The organism is Nocardia sp. NPDC047038, from assembly GCF_040644075.1.
GTDB lineage: Bacteria > Actinomycetota > Actinomycetes > Mycobacteriales > Mycobacteriaceae > Nocardia > Nocardia sichangensis.
Map to the genome: position 1 here is coordinate 1,271,040 of NZ_JBEYVQ010000001.1, position 17,498 is coordinate 1,288,537.

General features: G+C 68.9%; 16 protein-coding genes. 8 read left to right on the top strand and 8 right to left on the bottom strand.

All coding sequences use genetic code 11. The annotated features are described in order from the left end of the window. Positions 1–2 precede the first annotated feature (2 nt). From ABZ824_RS06120 to folE, 4 genes are all read right to left on the bottom strand, one after another. Entirely contained in the window at positions 3–1,676 is a 1,674-nt protein-coding gene (locus ABZ824_RS06120) for a fatty acid CoA ligase family protein (RefSeq protein WP_356961927.1), read from the bottom strand. Beyond that, positions 1,673–2,587 carry a hypothetical protein gene (locus ABZ824_RS06125; protein ID WP_356961928.1) on the bottom strand — a complete coding sequence of 305 codons (915 nt, stop codon included), beginning with the start codon at positions 2,585–2,587 and terminating at the stop codon, positions 1,673–1,675. Before ABZ824_RS06125 ends, ABZ824_RS06120 begins: the two co-directional genes overlap by 4 nt. Before the next feature lie 8 nt (positions 2,588–2,595). Continuing rightward, positions 2,596–3,648: a 3-oxoacyl-[acyl-carrier-protein] synthase III C-terminal domain-containing protein gene (locus ABZ824_RS06130; RefSeq protein WP_356962474.1), complete on the bottom strand. Its 1,053-nt coding sequence runs from the start codon at positions 3,646–3,648 to the stop codon at positions 2,596–2,598. A 549-nt stretch (positions 3,649–4,197) separates the two neighbouring features. Beyond that, a complete protein-coding gene (folE, locus tag ABZ824_RS06135; RefSeq protein ID WP_356961929.1) occupies positions 4,198–4,794 on the bottom strand; it encodes a GTP cyclohydrolase I FolE in 597 nt (198 codons plus the stop codon). A 175-nt stretch (positions 4,795–4,969) separates the two neighbouring features. On the opposite strand from folE, the gene ABZ824_RS06140 reads away from it, so the two are divergent. Beyond that, positions 4,970–5,671, top strand: coding sequence for a helix-turn-helix domain-containing protein (locus ABZ824_RS06140; protein ID WP_356961931.1), 702 nt, complete (start codon positions 4,970–4,972; stop codon positions 5,669–5,671). 88 nt (positions 5,672–5,759) lie between these two features. Here the strand turns inward: ABZ824_RS06140 and ABZ824_RS06145 are convergent, their stop codons facing one another. Next, on the bottom strand, positions 5,760–6,422 hold the full coding sequence (locus ABZ824_RS06145) for a TetR/AcrR family transcriptional regulator (RefSeq protein WP_356961932.1): 663 nt from the start codon (positions 6,420–6,422) through the stop codon (positions 5,760–5,762). A gap of 106 nt (positions 6,423–6,528) precedes the next feature. Here ABZ824_RS06145 and ABZ824_RS06150 point away from each other — a divergent pair, with 106 nt between their 5' ends. From ABZ824_RS06150 to ABZ824_RS06165, 4 genes are read left to right on the top strand one after another with little or no spacing between them, the layout of a single operon-like run. Beyond that, positions 6,529–7,404 carry a metal-dependent hydrolase gene (locus ABZ824_RS06150; RefSeq protein ID WP_356961934.1) on the top strand — a complete coding sequence of 292 codons (876 nt, stop codon included), beginning with the start codon at positions 6,529–6,531 and terminating at the stop codon, positions 7,402–7,404. After that, the gene (locus tag ABZ824_RS06155; protein WP_356961936.1) at positions 7,401–8,468 is read left to right on the top strand and encodes a PDR/VanB family oxidoreductase; all 1,068 of its coding nucleotides are present in this window, start codon (positions 7,401–7,403) and stop codon (positions 8,466–8,468) included. Before ABZ824_RS06150 ends, ABZ824_RS06155 begins: the two co-directional genes overlap by 4 nt. A 38-nt stretch (positions 8,469–8,506) precedes the next feature. Next, positions 8,507–9,979 carry an NAD(P)/FAD-dependent oxidoreductase gene (locus tag ABZ824_RS06160; protein WP_356961938.1) on the top strand — a complete coding sequence of 491 codons (1,473 nt, stop codon included), beginning with the start codon at positions 8,507–8,509 and terminating at the stop codon, positions 9,977–9,979. Between the two features lie 5 nt (positions 9,980–9,984). Next, positions 9,985–10,893: a short-chain dehydrogenase/reductase gene (locus ABZ824_RS06165; RefSeq protein ID WP_356961940.1), complete on the top strand. Its 909-nt coding sequence runs from the start codon at positions 9,985–9,987 to the stop codon at positions 10,891–10,893. A 13-nt stretch (positions 10,894–10,906) separates the two neighbouring features. Here ABZ824_RS06165 and ABZ824_RS06170 read toward each other — a convergent pair whose 3' ends face one another. Beyond that, a complete protein-coding gene (locus tag ABZ824_RS06170; RefSeq protein WP_355077398.1) occupies positions 10,907–11,590 on the bottom strand; it encodes a TetR/AcrR family transcriptional regulator in 684 nt (227 codons plus the stop codon). Between the two features lie 144 nt (positions 11,591–11,734). Between ABZ824_RS06170 and ABZ824_RS06175 the strand changes: the two genes are divergently transcribed. Both ABZ824_RS06175 and ABZ824_RS06180 read left to right on the top strand, forming a co-directional pair. Beyond that, the gene (locus ABZ824_RS06175; protein ID WP_355077399.1) at positions 11,735–13,306 is read left to right on the top strand and encodes a succinic semialdehyde dehydrogenase; all 1,572 of its coding nucleotides are present in this window, start codon (positions 11,735–11,737) and stop codon (positions 13,304–13,306) included. Between the two features lie 33 nt (positions 13,307–13,339). Continuing rightward, positions 13,340–14,170: an SDR family NAD(P)-dependent oxidoreductase gene (locus ABZ824_RS06180; RefSeq protein WP_356961942.1), complete on the top strand. Its 831-nt coding sequence runs from the start codon at positions 13,340–13,342 to the stop codon at positions 14,168–14,170. Between the two features lie 37 nt (positions 14,171–14,207). On the opposite strand, the gene ABZ824_RS06185 is transcribed toward ABZ824_RS06180, so the two are convergent. Both ABZ824_RS06185 and ABZ824_RS06190 read right to left on the bottom strand, forming a co-directional pair. Next, positions 14,208–15,011 carry a putative protein N(5)-glutamine methyltransferase gene (locus ABZ824_RS06185; protein WP_356961943.1) on the bottom strand — a complete coding sequence of 268 codons (804 nt, stop codon included), beginning with the start codon at positions 15,009–15,011 and terminating at the stop codon, positions 14,208–14,210. 96 nt (positions 15,012–15,107) lie between these two features. Then, a complete protein-coding gene (locus ABZ824_RS06190; RefSeq protein WP_356961944.1) occupies positions 15,108–15,977 on the bottom strand; it encodes a YdcF family protein in 870 nt (289 codons plus the stop codon). A gap of 581 nt (positions 15,978–16,558) precedes the next feature. Here ABZ824_RS06190 and ABZ824_RS06195 point away from each other — a divergent pair. After that, a complete protein-coding gene (locus tag ABZ824_RS06195; protein WP_356961946.1) occupies positions 16,559–17,404 on the top strand; it encodes a bifunctional 5,10-methylenetetrahydrofolate dehydrogenase/5,10-methenyltetrahydrofolate cyclohydrolase in 846 nt (281 codons plus the stop codon). Positions 17,405–17,498: the final 94 nt, after the last annotated feature.

The window sequence follows — 17,498 nt, forward strand, 5'->3', positions numbered from 1 at the left end:
GATCAGGTGTCCGTTCCGAGGCGCTCGGCCGCCCACCCGGTGAGCTCTTCGCGCCCGATCTTGGCGTTGTGTCGGATGTCCACCGGGAACGACGGATGGACAAGGAAGTCGGCGATCGTCCTGGTGAGGTCGAACTGCGCCCCGTGGGCCCGCAGCGCCGGCTCGACGACGGCCGGGTCGGCGCCCGGCTTCACCTCGACGCAGAGCACCGGTCGCTGCGCGCCGCGCCGACCGATCCCGACCAGCGCCGTGCGGGCCACACCCGCGACGGTGTTGAAGATCTGCTCCACCTGGACGGTGAACATCGGTCCCTGCGCCGTGACCACGCGCTGACTCTTGCGGCCGCAGAACCAGATCCGCCCTTGTTCGTCGATCCACGCGAGATCGCCGGTGCGATGCCAGACCTGATCGCCGTCGACGATCTTGCCCAACGCGTTCGCCTGTTCCGGCCAGTAATACTTGGTGCTGACGTTCGGCCCGCTCACCACCAGTTCGCCGATGCCACGAGTGTCCGCCAGGCCGCCCGCGAGTTCTTCGGCCCGCGCCCACGTCGGTATGGGGTCGTCGGTGATGGCGACGACGCGCGCCTGCACCTGGTAGGAGGGCCTGCCGATACAGGTTCCCGCGCCGCGGTGCGCCCGTTCGACCAGACCGTCCAGCAGTTCCCTGGACTCGATGGTGGACATCGGCAGCGCCTCGGTGGACCCGTATCCCGCCACCACCTTCGCGTCCTCGCCCAGCACCGCCCGCAGTCCGGCGATGCACCAGTCCGGCACCGGCGCGCCACCGGAATAGATGCTCTCCAGCGACGCGAGCGGAGTCGGGTGGGCACGCAGGTATTCCAGTAGCGGGATGAGTACGGCGGGGGAGGCGAACATGGTACTCACCCCGAACTTCTCGATCGCGTCGGCCACATGCGCCGGATCGGTCGCGCCCACCTTGCTCGGGATGAGCGGCGGCAGCACGCACCGCGAGCCGAGCAGCAGATCCAGCACGCCGACCAGCGGAAGGGTGATCAAGGAGGCTTCCGGCGCCACCTCCCCGCGTGCTACGTGCACCTGCTCCACCATCGCGGCCAGGTTGCCGTGTGTCAGCTGCACGGCTTTGGCCGGGCCGGTGCTGCCGGTGGTGAAAGCGATGAGCAGCAAATCGTCCGCGGTGGCCGGGCGGCCCACGGGCATCGAGCCGGTGGGCGTGCGGCCCCAGTCCCGCAGCGACTCGCCGCGCCAGAACCAGCGTCTGCCGACCGTCACCACCGTGTGGACGGTGCGGAAGCCGCGCCGGAACAACACGCGCAGCGCATGCGCCTGCGGGATGCCGATGAACGCCTCGGCGTCCACGGCGCGCAAGCAGCGCAACATCTTTCGCACGCCCATGCCCGGGTCGATCACCACGGCCACCGCGCCGATCTTGAGCAGCCCGAACATGATCGCGTACAGCTCCGGGCTCGGCAGCACCAGCACGATGGTGCGCGTCCCGGTGCCGACACCCGACGCGGCGAGCCGCTGGGCGATCGTGTCCGACCACGCGTCCAGCTCGCGATAGGTCAGGTGCCGGTAGGCCGGCAGGCCATCGGGGCCGACCCCGTCCGCGTAGCGCACGGCCACCCGGGTGGGGTCGGTGCGGACGACCGCACGAAACCGATCGATGGCCTGCCAGTAGGTACCCGTTGTCACGCAGGCGCCCCGGCGAAGACGGGCAGCCGGTAGAGCACCGCCGCCGCGGAGGGACCCGCGCCCGCCGCGACGAACAGCAGTTGGCGATGAGCGGCGAGGGTGTCGTCCGCTACCGCTTGGTCGTAGGCCGCGGTGAGCGCGGCCGTGTGCGGGTCGCCGTCGCGCAGATCCGGTGTGCGGACCGAGCTTTCGTCGATGCCGAGCGCGGCGGCCAGCTTCTTCGGGAACTCCGGGCTCGGCGTCGAGGCGATCAGCGCGATCTCGTCGAGCGAGGCGTGGTCGGATTCGGCGAGCGCCAAGCGCGCGGCGTCGACGGCCACCTCCAGCAGGCGGTCCTCGAAGCCGGGCTCGCGTTCCACCGTCATGGCGCCGCGGCCGGTGTTGCCCATGGTCGTCACGTCGACGTAGGCCTCGATCGCGGGCGTGCCCTCGCCCGCGACGGTGTGCACCCTGCCGAAGCCGGTCGGCTCGTCGGTGTGTTCGAGCAGCAGCGCCGCGCCGCAGGTGGCGTACGGGAACCGGTCGTCGCCGACGGAACGCAGCAGGGACGGATGGGTGTCGCCGGAGACGACGAGCACGTGCTCGGCGCTGCCGGTCTCCAGGACCGACGTGGCCACCTGCACCGCGTTGAGCACGCCGATCGCGCCGTTCATCAGATCGAACGAGAACGTCCTCGGGTCGTCCTTGGCGTACTCCAGGCCGATTCCGGCCGCTTTCTGGATCAGCGCCGACACCGCGGGCTCGACGGTGTTGGAATCCCGGAAGATACCCGCGTTGATCAGCAGGCCGACCTGGTCGGGACGGATGCCGGCACGCTCGAGGCACCGCTTGGCCGCGCGCCCGTTGTGCTCCACGATGCTGTTGGTGTCGCCGCCGCGGCTGATCGCGGCGGACTTGATACGCACACTCATGACCGGCCTCAGACCTTCAGTGACGAGATGGTGGTGGACAGGAACCCGGTGACGATGCCGGAAGCCGCGGGCACCAGCAGCAACTTCGAGCCCGCGGGGATGCTCTGCTCGCTGAGCTGATCGTGCAGCACGATGAAATGCGAAGTGGTGGAAGTATTTCCGTACTTCTCGATGACCCGCAGGTCCGGCGGCATCGGACTGCCGAACTCGCGCTCGGCGATCGCGTTCATCCACGGGATGGCGGTGGCGCCGAACTGATGGTGGATGACGTAGTCGAACTTCTCGTCGGCGAAGGTCTTGCCCTGCGCCTCGAGGAATTTCCGCTGGGTATTGGTGCCGAGCAGGAAGCGATCCTCGTTGTGCATCCTGCGGTTGTCGGTGTACATCGCGATGCCTTGCGTCTTGCCGCTCGGCATGCCCAGACACAACTGTGCGTATTCCGCGGCGGTCATCATTTCGATGTAGTGGATCATGTCGTTTTCATCGACCGCGCGATCCAGCACGATCGCGCATCCGGAGTCGCCGACGGACAGCGAAGCGAATTGCGGATCGTATTTCTGGGAAATCTCGGCAACTGCGGTCTCGGCGATCGGGGTAATGGCTTCACCACTGACCACGAGGCCATTGCGAACGGCGCCGGACCGGATCATCCGATCCAGGATGTACGTGCCGGTGAGCATTCCTGCACAGGCATTGGTGATATCGAATGTGATCGCGTTCTTGGCACCGATAAGGCGGCTTATCGAACCGGCGAACGACGGCTCCATGTACACCCTGGTCGCGTGCTTGCTCCGCGTGATCGAGGCGGAGATGATGACGTCGATCTCCTCCGGCGCATACTGTGACCTGGACAGACAGTCTTCCACAGCTTTCATGGCCAGTGTGAACGAGTCCTCGTGACTTTCCGGCCTGGTATCGCGGACCCGGCGCTCACGGACGCCGGTTATTTTCTCAAGATCGAATGAAGGCGGTTCTTTCAGCCCGGAAAGAAGCTCCTCCGTGGTGACGACTCTGGAAGGCAGATAGGCGCCGATGGATTCGAAACGAGAATGGGGAGACACGAGCGCTCCTGAAATCGTGGGGAAATACGGTTCCGGATCGACTCTGATCGTCGGTGCAGTGAACACTACCCGACAGTAACAACGAATGGCTATATCACCTTCGGGCCTTCCGTCTGAGACGGAAATCACTGCCGACGGTATCTGTTTCGTGAGGTATCACCAACCGGTGATCGGCTGGCTATGGCGTTCGCAGTATTGCGATGTGAGCTGCCGTTTCGGCTTGTCACGGTGTTTCGCGTCGCGGGCAGTACGTGGCGCCCCGGGTGGGCGAATGCGTCGCTTTCGGAATGGCAACCGATCGGCTATTGCCGAATGGTGGCAATGCGCGAGTGCTCGGGGAGGCGTCTCTCTCGTCGGATGTGAGTGACTTCACTGCGAACCGTGCGTCCGGTGCGGGATCGGAGCGATGCGGCCAGTGCCCCGATGCGCGCCGAACATCGCTGTGGCGCAGAAGGTTTGCTCGTTACTGGACGCACCGAACGATCCGAGCGACGCCGCGGTGTGGGCGGTCGCTGCTCGGTGGGGGTTGTAGCTCGACGGTGGAGATGGTCAGGGCGCGATCCCGGTGAGGGAGAAGAACTCCTGGCGAGAGCGGGCGTCGTCACGCAGTGTGCCGAGCATGGTGGAAGTGACCGTGGTCGTGCCGACCGCCTGCACGCCGCGCAGGGTCATGCAGGTGTGTTCGGCTTCGATGACGACCCCGACCCCTTTGGGGCTCAGATTCGTCGCCAGCCAGTCGGCTATCTGTTTGGTCAGTCGTTCCTGTACCTGGGGGCGGCAGGAGAAGTGCTCGACTATGCGGGCGAGCTTGGACAGTCCGAGGATGCGGTCGCCCGGTAGGTAACCGACGTGGGCGACCCCGACGAACGGCAGCAGGTGGTGCTCGCATACCGACCGCAACGGGATGCGGCGGGCCAGTACGAGCTCGTCGTAGCCCTCGCCGTTGGGGAAAGTGGTCAGGTCGAACGGACGGGGAGTGAACAGTTCGGCGTAGGCGCGTGCCATGCGGCCCGGGGTGGCCTTCAGGTGTTCGTCGTCGAGGCCGACGCCGAGCGCGGAGAGGAACTCGCCGGCCGCACGCTCGGCGGCGGTCAGGTCGACGGTGGCGCCGGAGTCGTGGACGACTCGTAACGCGGAATGGGACATGAACGCTGGCTCCCCATGTCGAGGGCGGCTCGTGGCACACCGCCGTGGCTGGTCCGAATGCGGTCGGCTGATTACGACAATTATTATTGGTTAAATTGACCGATGTGGTCAAGAGCTTGCCATATATCGCCTCGGAACGTATTTCGGCCAGTGTGGTGAGTGCTATCGTGATCCTGTGACCAGCGATGCGGCGATCGGTGCAGTGGCCGCCCTCGACGACGAACTGCGGCGCGGGATGTATCGGTTCATCCGGCGCGCCCGTCGCCCGGTGACCCGGGACGAGGCCGCCGAGCAGGTGGGGATATCCCGCAAGCTGGCCGCGTTCCACCTGGACAAGCTCGTCGACGCCGGGTTGTTGCGGGCCCGCTACGAGCAGGTCGGCGGCGTCCGGCGGGTCGGGCGCACGCCGAAGGTCTACGAGCCCGCCGACACCGAGGTCCAGGTCAGCATTCCCGAACGCCGCCACCAGGTGCTCGCGGAGATACTCGCCGACGCCGTCCTCGCCGAGTCGGCCGACGAGACCTCGCGGGAGGCCGCGATGCGGATAGCCCGCGATCGCGGCGCCGAACACGGACAGGCGTTACGGCAACAGCTCCGGCCGGGACGCCTCGGCGCCGAACGTGCGCTGACCCTGCTGCAGTCGACGCTCACCGATCAAGGCTTCGAACCCGGCCGGGAAAGCGCGGGATGTCTGCGCCTGCGGAACTGCCCGTTCCATCCACTCGCGGCCAAGGCTCCGGACCTGGTGTGCGGAATCAACCACGCCTACCTGCGTGGCTTTTTGAACGGCCTGGAAGCCGACACGGTGACGGCGACGCTCGCGCCGACAGCGGGCGAATGCTGCGTCGAGCTGCGTTCGACCGGCGGCCGCGTGTGATCGATCATCGGCCCGGGGTGGCCGGCCGACCACGTTCACGTGGTGCCCGTCGAGCCGCATGGTCCGATCGCGCGCTCGGCGTCCGGAGCTAGGCTTCGGTGCTCAGCGAGGAGCGCACTGTGGCGATCCGTTCGAGCACGTCGGACGTGTGCGCGTCGAAACGCTCCCGCGAGACCGGGATCTCGCCGTCGAGCCAGGGGCGATAGAGGTAGGCGAGCGCGCCGAAGATGGCGCTGGCGTTGAGCTCGTGATCGTGCTCGTCGGGCATCGGCTCGGTGTAGTCGCCCGCGCTGATGACCAACGCGATCGGCGCGGTGAAAAGGCCGATGAGTTCATAGGCGCGCGGCAAGAGCACGGGCGTGGCCTGCGACTCGACGAACATGATCCGCCCGCGGCGGCGGTCCTCCAGCAGATAGTCGGTGAAGACGGCGACCATGTGGCGGAACATCGAGTCGCGTTCGACGGGTGCGTTGGGCAGTTCGTCCAGCAACCGGTCGCGCGCGCCCAGTACCACGGTGTCCAGCACGGTGGTCAGCAGCGCGTCGAGGTTCGGAAAGCTCTCGTAGAAGTAGCGCTCGGTGAGTCCGGCCTGGCGGCAGACACCTCGCATGGACGTCTCGGCCGCGCCCACGGTGGCCATCAGTTCCGTGCACGCCTCGATCAGCTGTTCCCGGCGCGCGGCGACGCGATCGGCGGGGGATTGCCCGCGCCAGCGGCGCATGCCCGGAATCGACCCGTCGGCTTCGTCCATGGCCGTCATCCTCTCATAGCGGCCGAATTGACATCATGTGATGTTGACAGCATGTGATGTCACCAATACATTGCGAAGACCACCGATCGATCACGAGGGGTGCGAGATGGGTTCTGCCGTATATGCCGACCAGACACACGCCATCAACGCGCGGGCCGTGGAGTTCGACTTCGCCACGGTGCCGATGCATTACATCCCCGGCGAGGCGATGGCCACCCACATCATCAACGTGATGCACCTGGTGCTGCCCGAAGGCGAGCGCGCGATGGCGCAGGCGCTGGCCGAGGCACTGCCGCTGATCGACGACGAGCGGTTACGCGAGGAAGTCCGCGGCTTCATCGGCCAGGAATCCATGCATGCCAGTTCGCACGAGAAGGCGCGCGAGCAGTTGGAGCGGCTCGGTCTGGAGGTCGGCCCGATGGTCGACCGGGTCACCTGGCTGGTCGACCGGATACTCGGCGACCACGGGCTGTCCGGCCGGGCCAAGCGGGAGTGGTTGTGCGAGCGGCTGGCGTTGTTCGCGGGCATGGAGCACTACACCGCGGTCATCGGGGAGTGGCTGCTCACCAACGACAAGCTCGAGGCCAAGGGCATGCACCCGGCGATGCTGGATCTGATCCGCTGGCACGGCGCGGAGGAGGTCGAGCATCGCAGCGTCGTCTACGACGCGTACATGCACGTCGACGGCGGATACGCGCGCAAGGCGCGGCAGGCGCTGCTGGCCAGCGCGGGCTTGCTCGTCTTGTTCGTCATCTCCGGGGGCTACCTGTTCCACAAGGACCCGTCGAAGCACAAAGGCCGATTCTGGCCACTCCAAATGGCCAGCGCCTCGGTGCGCGGTGTGGTGCCGAGCTTCACGACCTTCTTCACCGAGATTCCGCGTTACCTGCGGCCGGGCTTCCACCCGTCGCAGCTCGGCCCGATGGACAACGCCCTGCGTTACCTCGCGCAGTCGCCCGCGGCACGGGCGGCGCGCGGGTGACCGCCGTCGAGCGGTTCCAGCCAGGGCCCGCACTGCGCCTGATCGGCTCGGCGGCCGACGCCTACAAGCGGCTGTTCGTGGAAGGCGACGCCGCGCGATTGCTCTCGCGCCCGGATCCGGTCCGCCGCACCGGCTACGAATTCGAGGTGGTCGTCGACCGGATCGGCCAGGAGGCCGACGGTGTGGTGAGCTTGTGGCTGCGCCACCCCGAGGGCGGCCCGCTGCCCGCGTGGACGCCCGGCGCGCATCTGGATGTCTTCCTGCCCTCCGGTCGCCAGCGGCAGTATTCGCTCACCAACGACCCCGCCGACCGCGGGTTCTACCGCATCGCGGTCCGTTTCATCGCCGACGGCGAGGGCGGCTCCGCGGAGATCCATCGGGATCTGCGGGTGGGTGATCGCCTGGGCGTGCGCGGGCCGCGCAACGCGTTCCCCCTCGTCGCCGCGCCGTGTTATCTGTTCGTCGCGGGCGGCATCGGGATCACGCCGATCCTGCCCATGGTCGCCGCGGCCGAGCATGCCGGGGTGCCGTGGCGGTTGATGTACCTGGGCCGCTCCAGGACGCGCATGCCGTTCCTGTACGACCTGGCCCGCTACACCGGCGGTGACGTGGTGGTGCGGCCGGACGACGAGTTCGGCGTACCCGACGCGCGGATGATCTTCGAGCAGACGCCGCCCGGGGCCGCGGTCTACGTCTGCGGGCCGCCGCCGCTGGCCGAGGCCGCGCGCGGGGTGCTCGCGCTGCACGATCCCTCGGCCTCGCTGCACACCGAGCGGTTCTCGCCGCTGCCTGTGCGGGACGGGGAGCCGTTCCGGATCAGGTTGCGTCGCAGCGGGTTCGACGTGGAGGTCGCCGCCGACGAGTCCGCGCTCAGCGCGATCCGCCGCGTGCTGCCCGGCGTGGCCTACTCCTGCGGGCAGGGCTTCTGTGGCACCTGCAAGACCCGGGTGCTCGCGGGCGCGGTGGAACACCGAGACCGGTCGCTGCTCGAGTCCGAGCGCGCCGAGGCGATGCTGACCTGCGTCTCCCGCGCGCACGGCGGCGAACTCGAACTGGATCTGTGAGCTCGGCGGGCAACGTCGCCCGCGGGTGGGAGGAGGACATGGCAGTGGCTGCGCATCCGGAGCACGTCCCGATCGCGGTGATCGGAGCCGGGATAGCCGGAATCGGTCTGGCGGTCGCGCTGCGCGAGGCGGGTATCGAGGATTTCGTGCTGCTCGAGCGCGCGGACGATCTCGGTGGCACCTGGCGGGCGAACACCTATCCGGGCTGTGCCTGCGACGTGCCCTCGCATCTGTATTCGTACTCCTTCGCGCCCAATCCGAATTGGTCGCGCACCTACGGGTCGCAGCCGGAGATTCTCGCCTACCTCCGCTCGGTCGCGACGCGCCACGACGTGGTGCGCCACATGCGGTTCGGCGTCGAACTGCTCGAGGCGCGCTGGGACGAAGCAGGCACGCGGTGGCGGCTGCGCACCGATCGCGGCGATCTGACCGCGGACGTACTGGTCTCCGCCGTCGGGCCGTTCAGCGAGGCGCGGATCCCGCGGCTGCCGGGCGCGGAGACCTTCGAAGGGGCGCAATTCCATTCACTGCACTGGGACCACGAGCACGATCTCACCGGCGAGCGCGTCGCGGTGATCGGCACGGGCGCGTCGGCCGTGCAATTCATCCCCGAGATCCAACCGCTGGTGGGCGAGTTGACCGTGTTCCAGCGTTCGGCGCCGTGGATCGTGTCGCGGTTGGATCGCCGCACGCTGCCCGCCGAACGCGCGCTGCTGCGCCGGGTGCCCGCGCTCGGCCGCGCGCTGCGCGGCCTGTACTACACCGGCATCGAAGGGTTCGGTCTGGTCGGCTTCGTGGACAAGCGATTCCGCCATCCGTACGAGGCGCTCGGCAGACTCCAGCTGCTGCGTCAGGTGCGCGATCCCGAGCTGCGCCGCAAACTCACCCCTGACTACGTGATCGGATGCAAGCGTGCGATCTTCTCCGACGCCTACTATCCGGCGCTGACCCAACCGAACGTCGAGGTGGTGACCGAGGGCATCCGAGAGATCCGCGCCGGGTCGATCGTCACCGCCGACGGCGCGGAGCACCCTGTGGACACGATCATCTGGGGTACCGGATTCAGTGTTCCCCCCGCCGTTTTCGATCGGGTGCACGGAATCGGCGGGCGCTCCATCGGTGAGCGGTACCGGGAGCGGCCGAGCAGTTACCTCGGCACGGCCATGGCCGGGTTCCCGAACTTCTTCTGCACGCTGGGTCCGTTCGGGGCGGCGGGCAATCAGTCCGCCATCTATATGATCGAGGCGCAGGTGCGCTATATCGTCGATGCCGTGACCACCATGCGTGCGCAGAACATCCAGCGGATCGATGTGCGCGAGGAGGTGCAGCGTGCCTTCCTCGACGAGGTGACCGAGCGCAGTCGCGACACCGCTTGGCTGACCGGCGGTTGCCGCAGCTACTACCAGACCGCCGACGGCGGCAACGCGGGGCTGTACCCGAACTGGAGCTTCGAGTATCGCAGGCGCACAAGTCGTTTCGATCACGAGTCCTACCGGCTGCGGGCGGGGTGAGCGCCGTGGTCGTCGACCTGCTGCGTCAGCTTCTCTCCCCGCCCGCCGAGCACCTGGATGTCCGCGACCGGGTGGTGGTGATCACCGGCGCGGGCACCGGCATCGGCCGGGCACTGGCCGAAAAGCTCTACGCCTCTGGCGCTTCGGTGGCGCTGATCGACATCGACGAGGCCGCCGCCGCGGCCGTCGGGCGCTCGATGGGGGAGCGGGCGCTGGTCGTGCGCGCGGACGTCTCCGATCGAATCGGGATGCGCGAAGCCATCTCCCGAGTGCGCGAGCGGTTCGGACGGATCGATGTCGTGGTGGCCAACGCGGGTGTGGTGCCCGAGCCCGCGACCATCCGGACGATGAATCCCGGCGACTTCGATCGGGTCATCGGCATCAACGTGACCGGCGTGTTCAACACTGTGCATCCGGCGCTGGACGACATCGTCGCCGCGAAAGGGCACGTGGTGGTGGTCTCCTCCGCCGCGGCGTTCGCGCCGGGCATGGCCGGTTCGCCCTACATGGTCAGCAAGGCCGCCGTCGAGCAGTTCGGGCGGGCGCTGCGGGTGGAGCTGGCCGCGGTCGGCGCGACCGCGGGCGTGGCGTACTTCGGCATCGTCGACACCGCGATGACCCACGGCACCCTCGACGAAGACGATCTGGGCGCCGATCTGGGCGCGTTGCTGCCGTGGCCGCTCAACCTGCGCATCACCGTGCGCGACGCGGCGGAATCCATCGCCGACGGCATCGCCCGTCGCGCCGCGCGCACCATCGCGCCGCCACAGTGGGAGCCCTACGCGTTGTTCCGCGGCGCGATCAACGTGGTGCTGGACAGCAGGCTGGCCCGGGACCCGCGCGTGCACGACCTGATCCACCGGGTCGAACAGCGCGTCCTCGACAGCCGCCCCGTCACCCCGGTTCCGCGCTGACGCGCGGGCCGGGCTATGGCTCGGCGGGGAAGATCGTGGGCAGCGTCAGCGCGTATTCCACATCGGCTCGCGTGCCGAGCGTCGTGAGCAGCACCCGGATCATGGTCAGGCGTGCCGCCGCGACGGTGTCCGCGTCCGGCTCGGCACCGGGTGCGGTACCGGCGGAGATCCGGTAGACGACGTACTCGCACAGGTGCAGCGCGGCGTCCAGGTCCAGCGGGCTCGGCACCGGACGGCCCAGCCCGGCGAACGTCTCGCGTACCAGCGCGCGGATGTCGTCGAGCGCGCGCTCCCGGTATACCGACACCGGCGAGCCCGGATCGTGCAGCTCGGCGAACAGCGGCCGCAGCATGGGGCCGTGCCCGCGCGCCCAGTCCAGGTAGGCGTCGATCAATCGGATGCCCAGCTCGACCGGCTCGTCGGTGCCCGTCAGCGCCGTGCGGATGCCGCCGACCAACCCGTCGTTGGAACTGTCGAGCACCGCGAGCAGGGGTTCGTTCGCGTTGGCGAAGTAGCGGTAGAAGGTCGGCCGTGCCAACCCAGCCTGCTCGATGATCTGCGCGACGCTCAGCCCGCGGGAACCGCCGCGGGTGAACACTTCCGCTGTGGCCAGCACGATCCGCGCGCGCACCTCTTCGGCCTGTTCCGGAGTCTGCGGCGGTCTGCCGCGCCGCGCGGCCGTCGACTCAGCGGGCATGGTGCCACCTCACAAAGCGGCCTCCGGGATACCTGTGCGCCACGACGAACAGCTTGACACGAGCAGTGACATAGACATTAATCTAACACCACTGTTCATTTAATAGGGCGCGCACGCGGCCCACCGTCCTCGAGAGGGCCGAACATGACCACCGCCTCCCACCCGGTCACCGCCGACGCGCTGCCCTCCGCGCTGGTGCGGCCGTTACTCGCGCACGCCGTCGCGGGCGGCGCCCCCGCGGTCGAAGTATTCGCGCCCGCGACCGGCGCGAAGATCATCGACCTGCCGCAGTCCTCCACCGCCGATATCGAGACCGCGTTCGCCACCGCCCGCGAAGCGCAGCGCCAGTGGGCGCGGCGTCCGGTGCGGGAAAGGGTCGCGGTGCTGCGCCGGTTCCACGACATCGTGCTGGCCGAGCAGGACACCATCCTGGACATCGTGCAGACCGAGACCGGCAAGGCACGGGCGCACGCCTTCGACGAGGTCGGCGACGTGGCCGTGAACGCCAGGTACTACGCCTCGGTGGCCGGCCGGCTGCTGGCCACCCGCAAGCCGCGCGGAGTGCTTCCCGTGCTCACCCAGGTCGACGTGCTGCACCGGCCCAAGGGCGTGGTGGCGGTGATCTCGCCCTGGAACTACCCGCTGGCCCTGGCCGTTTCCGACGCGCTGCCCGCCCTCGTCGCGGGCAACGCGGTGGTGGCGCGCCCGGACAACCAGACCGCGCTGACCGCGTTGTGGGCCATCGATGCCGCCGTGCGCGCCGGACTGCCGCGTGGGCTCTGGCAGGCGGTGCTCGGCCGCGGTTCGGTGATCGGCGGCGACGTGATCGCCCGCGCCGACTACGTCGACTACACCGGCTCCAGCGCCACCGGGCGCACCATCGCCCAGCAGGCGGGGGAGCGGCTGATCGGCTACTCCCTCGAACTGGGTGGCAAGAACCCGCTGCTGGTGCTCGCCGACGCGGACGTCTCCCGTGCCGCCAAGATCGCCATCCGCGCCTGCTTCGCCTCGGCCGGGCAGCTGTGCGAGTCGATGGAACGGATCTACGTACACGACAGCGTGTATGACCGCTTCGTCGCCGAATTCGTCGGGCACGTCGAGGCCATCGAACTCGGCGGCGGGCTGAACTACGACAGCGACATGGGTTCGCTGACCTTCCAGCGTCAGCTGGACACGGTGCTGGCGCACGTGAACGACGCGGTGGCCAAGGGCGCCACGGTGCTGGCGGGCGGTCGCGCGCGCCCGGACCTCGGCCCGTACTTCTACGAGCCCACGGTGCTGGCGGGCGTGCGGCCGGGCATGACGGTGCATCGCGAGGAGACCTTCGGCCCCGTGGTCTCGATCTACCGTGTGAGCAGCGACGACGATGCCGTTGCGCAGGCCAATGACACCGCCTACGGCCTCAACGCCAGCGTGTGGACCAAGGACACCGCCCGCGGCCGTGCGGTGGCGGCGCGGATCAACGCGGGCTCGGTGAACGTCAACGAGGGCTTCATCGCCGCGTGGGGCAGCGCCGACGCGCCATCGGGCGGGCTCGGCATCTCCGGCACGGGGCGCAGGCACGGTCCCGAAGGCCTGCTCAAGTACATCGACACCCAGACCATCGCGGTGCAGCGGGTGCTGCCCATCGCGCCGCTGCCCGGCATGTCCGAAGCGCTCTGGGCCAAGACCATGACGCTGTACTTCGGCGTCATGAAATCGCTTCGGCAGAAGTAACTCGCAGGACTCACGGATCAGGAAGCGGTACGGATGAAACTGGACACGGTGGCGGGCAAGAGGGTCCTGGTCACGGGGGCCGCGATGGGCCTCGGCAAGCTGTTCGCCGAGCGTGCGGTGCGCGAAGGCGCCGCGGCGGTGGTGCTGTGGGACATCAACGAGGCCGCGCTGAAGGAGACCGCAGCCGAGCTGACCGGCCGCGGCAGCGCCGTGCATCATCACGTGGTCGACGTGGCCTCGGCCGAGTCGATCACCGAGGCGGCGGCAAGCGTGCGCGAGCAGGTCGGCGGCATCGACATCCTGGTCAACAACGCGGGCATCGTGCGCGGCAACAGCTACTTCTGGGAAACCGACAACCGCGCCGACATCGACAAGACGATGGCGATCAACTCGCTCGGACCGATGTACGTCACGCTCGAATTCCTGCCCGCGATGGTCGCCGGATCCACCGAGGCGCGAGTGCTGACCATCGCTTCCTCGGCGGGCCTGGTGTCCAACCCGCGCATGAGCGTCTACGCCGCGTCCAAGTGGGCGGCGCTGGGCTGGTCGGACTCCGTGCGGATCGAGCTGGAACAGGCCGGCCACGACCACGTGAAGATCACCACGGTCTGCCCGACCTACATCAACACCGGAATGTTCGAGGGCGCCAAGGGATTCCTGTTCACGCCGATCCTGGATCAGCAGAAGGTGGTCGACACCTCGTGGCGGGAGATGAAGAACGGAACCCCGCTGCTCGTACTGCCCTGGACCTCGCGCTTGAACAAGGCGCTCTCCGGCCTGCTGCCGATCAAGCTGCGCGACCTGTTCCTCGACACGGTCGGGGTCTACCGCTCGATGGACGAGTTCACCGGCCGCGAGAAGTAGCGCGGCGTCCGGGTCGGAGCCGGGCGGTGCGCCCTCGTCACCTGGGGCGGGTGCCGATGACCACGGTCGCGTAGTGCTCGTCCGACTCCGCGACGCGCCCGGCGAGGCCGTGCTCGGCCAGCACGCCGAGCGCGATCGGCGCTTGGTCCTCGCTGGACTCCACGAGCAGATGTCCGCCCGGGGCCAGCCACTCGGCAGCATCGGCCGCGACCCGGCGGAAGACATCCAATCCGTCCGGGCCGCCGTCGAGGGCGGTGCGTGGCTCGTGATCGCGTGCCTCCGGCGGCATCCGCGCGATCATCTCCGAGGGGACGTAGGGGGTGTTGCAGAGCAGGACGTCGACGCAGCCGCGCAATTCCTCCGGCAAGGGCTCGAAGAGGTCCCCTTCGTAGACCGGGGCGCCGAGCGGGGTGAGGTTGCGGCGGGCGCACGCGACCGCGACCGGATCGATGTCGGCGGCCGCCAGCGTGATCGCGCGGCCCGCGTCGGCGGCGGCCCGCGCCGCAGCGAGGCCGAGGGCGCCCGAGCCACAGCACAGATCGACCACCACCGGATGGCCGGTGCGGTCGCGGATCAACTCGACCGCGAGATCGACGAGGAACGCGGTGCGCTGCCGTGGCACGAAGACGCCGGGCGACACCGCGACCCGCAGTCCGTGGAACTCCGCCCAGCCGAGCAGGTGCTCGAGCGGACTGCCGGCGACGCGCCGGGCGACCAGCGATTCGAGGGGCACACCGGTCTCCGCGGCGGCGGCCGTGAGCAGCCGCGCCTCGTCCTCGGCGAAAACGCAGCCCGCCGCCCGGAGCCGAGCCACCACGTCGGTACTTCCCGCTGACGTCACCGGGCCATCCTGCCGCGCGCACGCGTGACGCCGCCAACGGATTTCCCCGGGCGATCGGGACCGGCGTTTCGGACGCGGGTCCCGATCTGCCCGGAGTCAGCGTGCCGTGTCGAGCTGGAAGGTGCGGGTGGCGTCGAGGTAGATGCCGCGCTGGCCCGCTCGGCCCGGCGGCGGCAGCTGCGAGACCAGCTGTTCGAGCGAGGTCGTCGCGCCGACGACCCTGGTGCCCGCGACGATGAAATCCGCCACGGCGCGGCGGATGTGATTGGGCGAGGTGACCACGATCGCGCTCGTCGCGCCCACGTCCCGCAGCAGCCTCGTGCTGAACAGGGCGTTCTGCACGGTCGAGCCCGCGCGGCTCTCCACGTGGACGCGCGTGGGCGGCACGCCGTGGGTGACCAGCCAGTCGCGCATGGCCTCGGCCTCGGTGATGCCGTTCTGCGGATTGCCGCCGGTGACGACGATCGGCGACAACGGCGCGGCGATCGACTGCAACCAGGCCGCGGTGAGCCGGTTCACCAGTTCGGGACGCAGCGCCCCGTCCGGGAGCAGGCCGTAGCCGAGCACGACGATGCCGGTCTGCGGCCCCGCCAGCGCGGGCAGCGGGTTCGGCAGGGTGCCCACCGCGGCGCGGATGGCGCCGAGCACGTTGTCGGTGCCCTGTGCCAAGCCCGGATCGACCGCGTGCAGCCGGGCCATGGCGTCCACCAGCGCGGGCAGGTCACCGGCGTAGTCCGACCAGATCGCCTGCAGGGCCAGTGCTTCGGCGTCGGCGGGGTCGGCGCCGATCAGATTGCGCAGGTCGGCGCGGCCCGCGTTGTCGTCGCCGTTGGCGAAGTGCCGCTGGGCGGAGTTGTAGAGGGCGTCCGTTTCCGGCGCGGCGTGCGCGGGGACACCGGCGAGCCCGGTGAGCGAGAACGCGGCGAACGACGCCGCGACGAGAGATTTCCAATGCCTCGAGATCATCACTACAGTCGTCACCTTTCCGCTGCGGAACGGGTTGGCACGTGCTAGCAGTTAGCTGGGGCAAGCAGGAATTACCATACGGCCGAAGTTCCCGGCGATCCGGCAATTGGCGAACGGGTCATGCGCCGCCGTCACGGCTACGTACCAACCCGAGGCGTACATCGCGCAGACCGACACCTACATCGAGAAGGACAGCTCGATCAACGGCGACGTGGAGCGGCTGCGTCATTCGGCGACCTCGAGCCTGCTGCCCCGGCGCGATGTGGTGGTGGTCGCCAGAACGACAGGTCGCGAAATCCGCTGTCGGCGATCTTCGATGCGAGTCGGCACGATCTTTCGCTCGGTACCACGAAGACGTTCAGTTCGGCGCAAGGCGGGCTGCCATGGACAATGCTCGTCCATGTCGCTCCGCTCGGCCCTGGCGGCCCGGTGGTGGACGAGCCTTCCGGCGTGTCGGAACGGTCTTCGTTCGGTTCGCCGAGCGTCCGCCCGCGGTTCGGCGTTCGATTGCCTTGCATTAGCTCAACTCGACGTGGGCGCGGGAGGGATTCGTCAGGCCGCGCCCGTTAGGCTGTGTCAACGTGGATACCGTTTCGCTGTCCGGCAAGGAACTCGCCGCCGCCATCAACGCCGACACCAAGGCCCGCGCCGCCGCGCGCACCGAAGGCGGCGCCGCTCCGCGTCTTGCTCTGGTCGTTGCGAACGACGACCCCGCGAGCGCCTGGTATGTGAACTCACTTCGCAAAGCGGCCGAACGACTCGGAATCGCTTGCGACACGGTCGATCTGGGTGCAGCGGCCGGTGCGGCGGAGATCCGTGCCGAGCTCGCCGCGCGCGGTGCGGATCCGGCGACCGACGCGATCATGCTGCAGACCCCCCTCCCGAAGGGCGTCACCCTCGACGACGTGAGTTCCGCGATCGTCGCGTCCAAGGACGTCGACGGCGTCAGCCCGTTGTCGCTCGGCCTGCTGGCGGCCGGGCTGGACGGCTTCGTCCCCGCCACCTCCGAGGCCGTGGTCGAACTGCTCGAGCACCACCAGATCCCGCTGGCAGGCCGCCACGTCGCGGTCGTCGGCCGGTCGAACGTCGTCGGGAAGCCGCTCGCTCAGCTGCTGCTGGCGAAGGACGCGACCGTCACGGTGTGCCATTCCCGCACCGCCGACCTCGCCGCCGTCACCGCCGCCGCCGACATCGTCGTCGCCGCGGCGGGCCGCATCGGCCTGATCTCCGGCAAGCACGTCCGGGAGGGCGCGGTGGTCATCGACGTCGGCACCAACGAGGCCCCCGACGGCAAGATCGTCGGCGATGTCGACGCGGACTCGGTACGCGGCAAGGCCGCCGGGCTCAGTCCCGTCCCCGGTGGCGTGGGCCCGGTCACCACAGCCCTCCTCATGCGCCACGTGGTCACCGCCGCCGAATCCGACTGACCGGGCGCTCTCGCCCCTGCGGAGAGCTGCCTAATGGGTGCGGTCGGACGTAGTCCGTCCTCAGCTCGCGCATGGCCGGAGCGAAGGCGGAGGT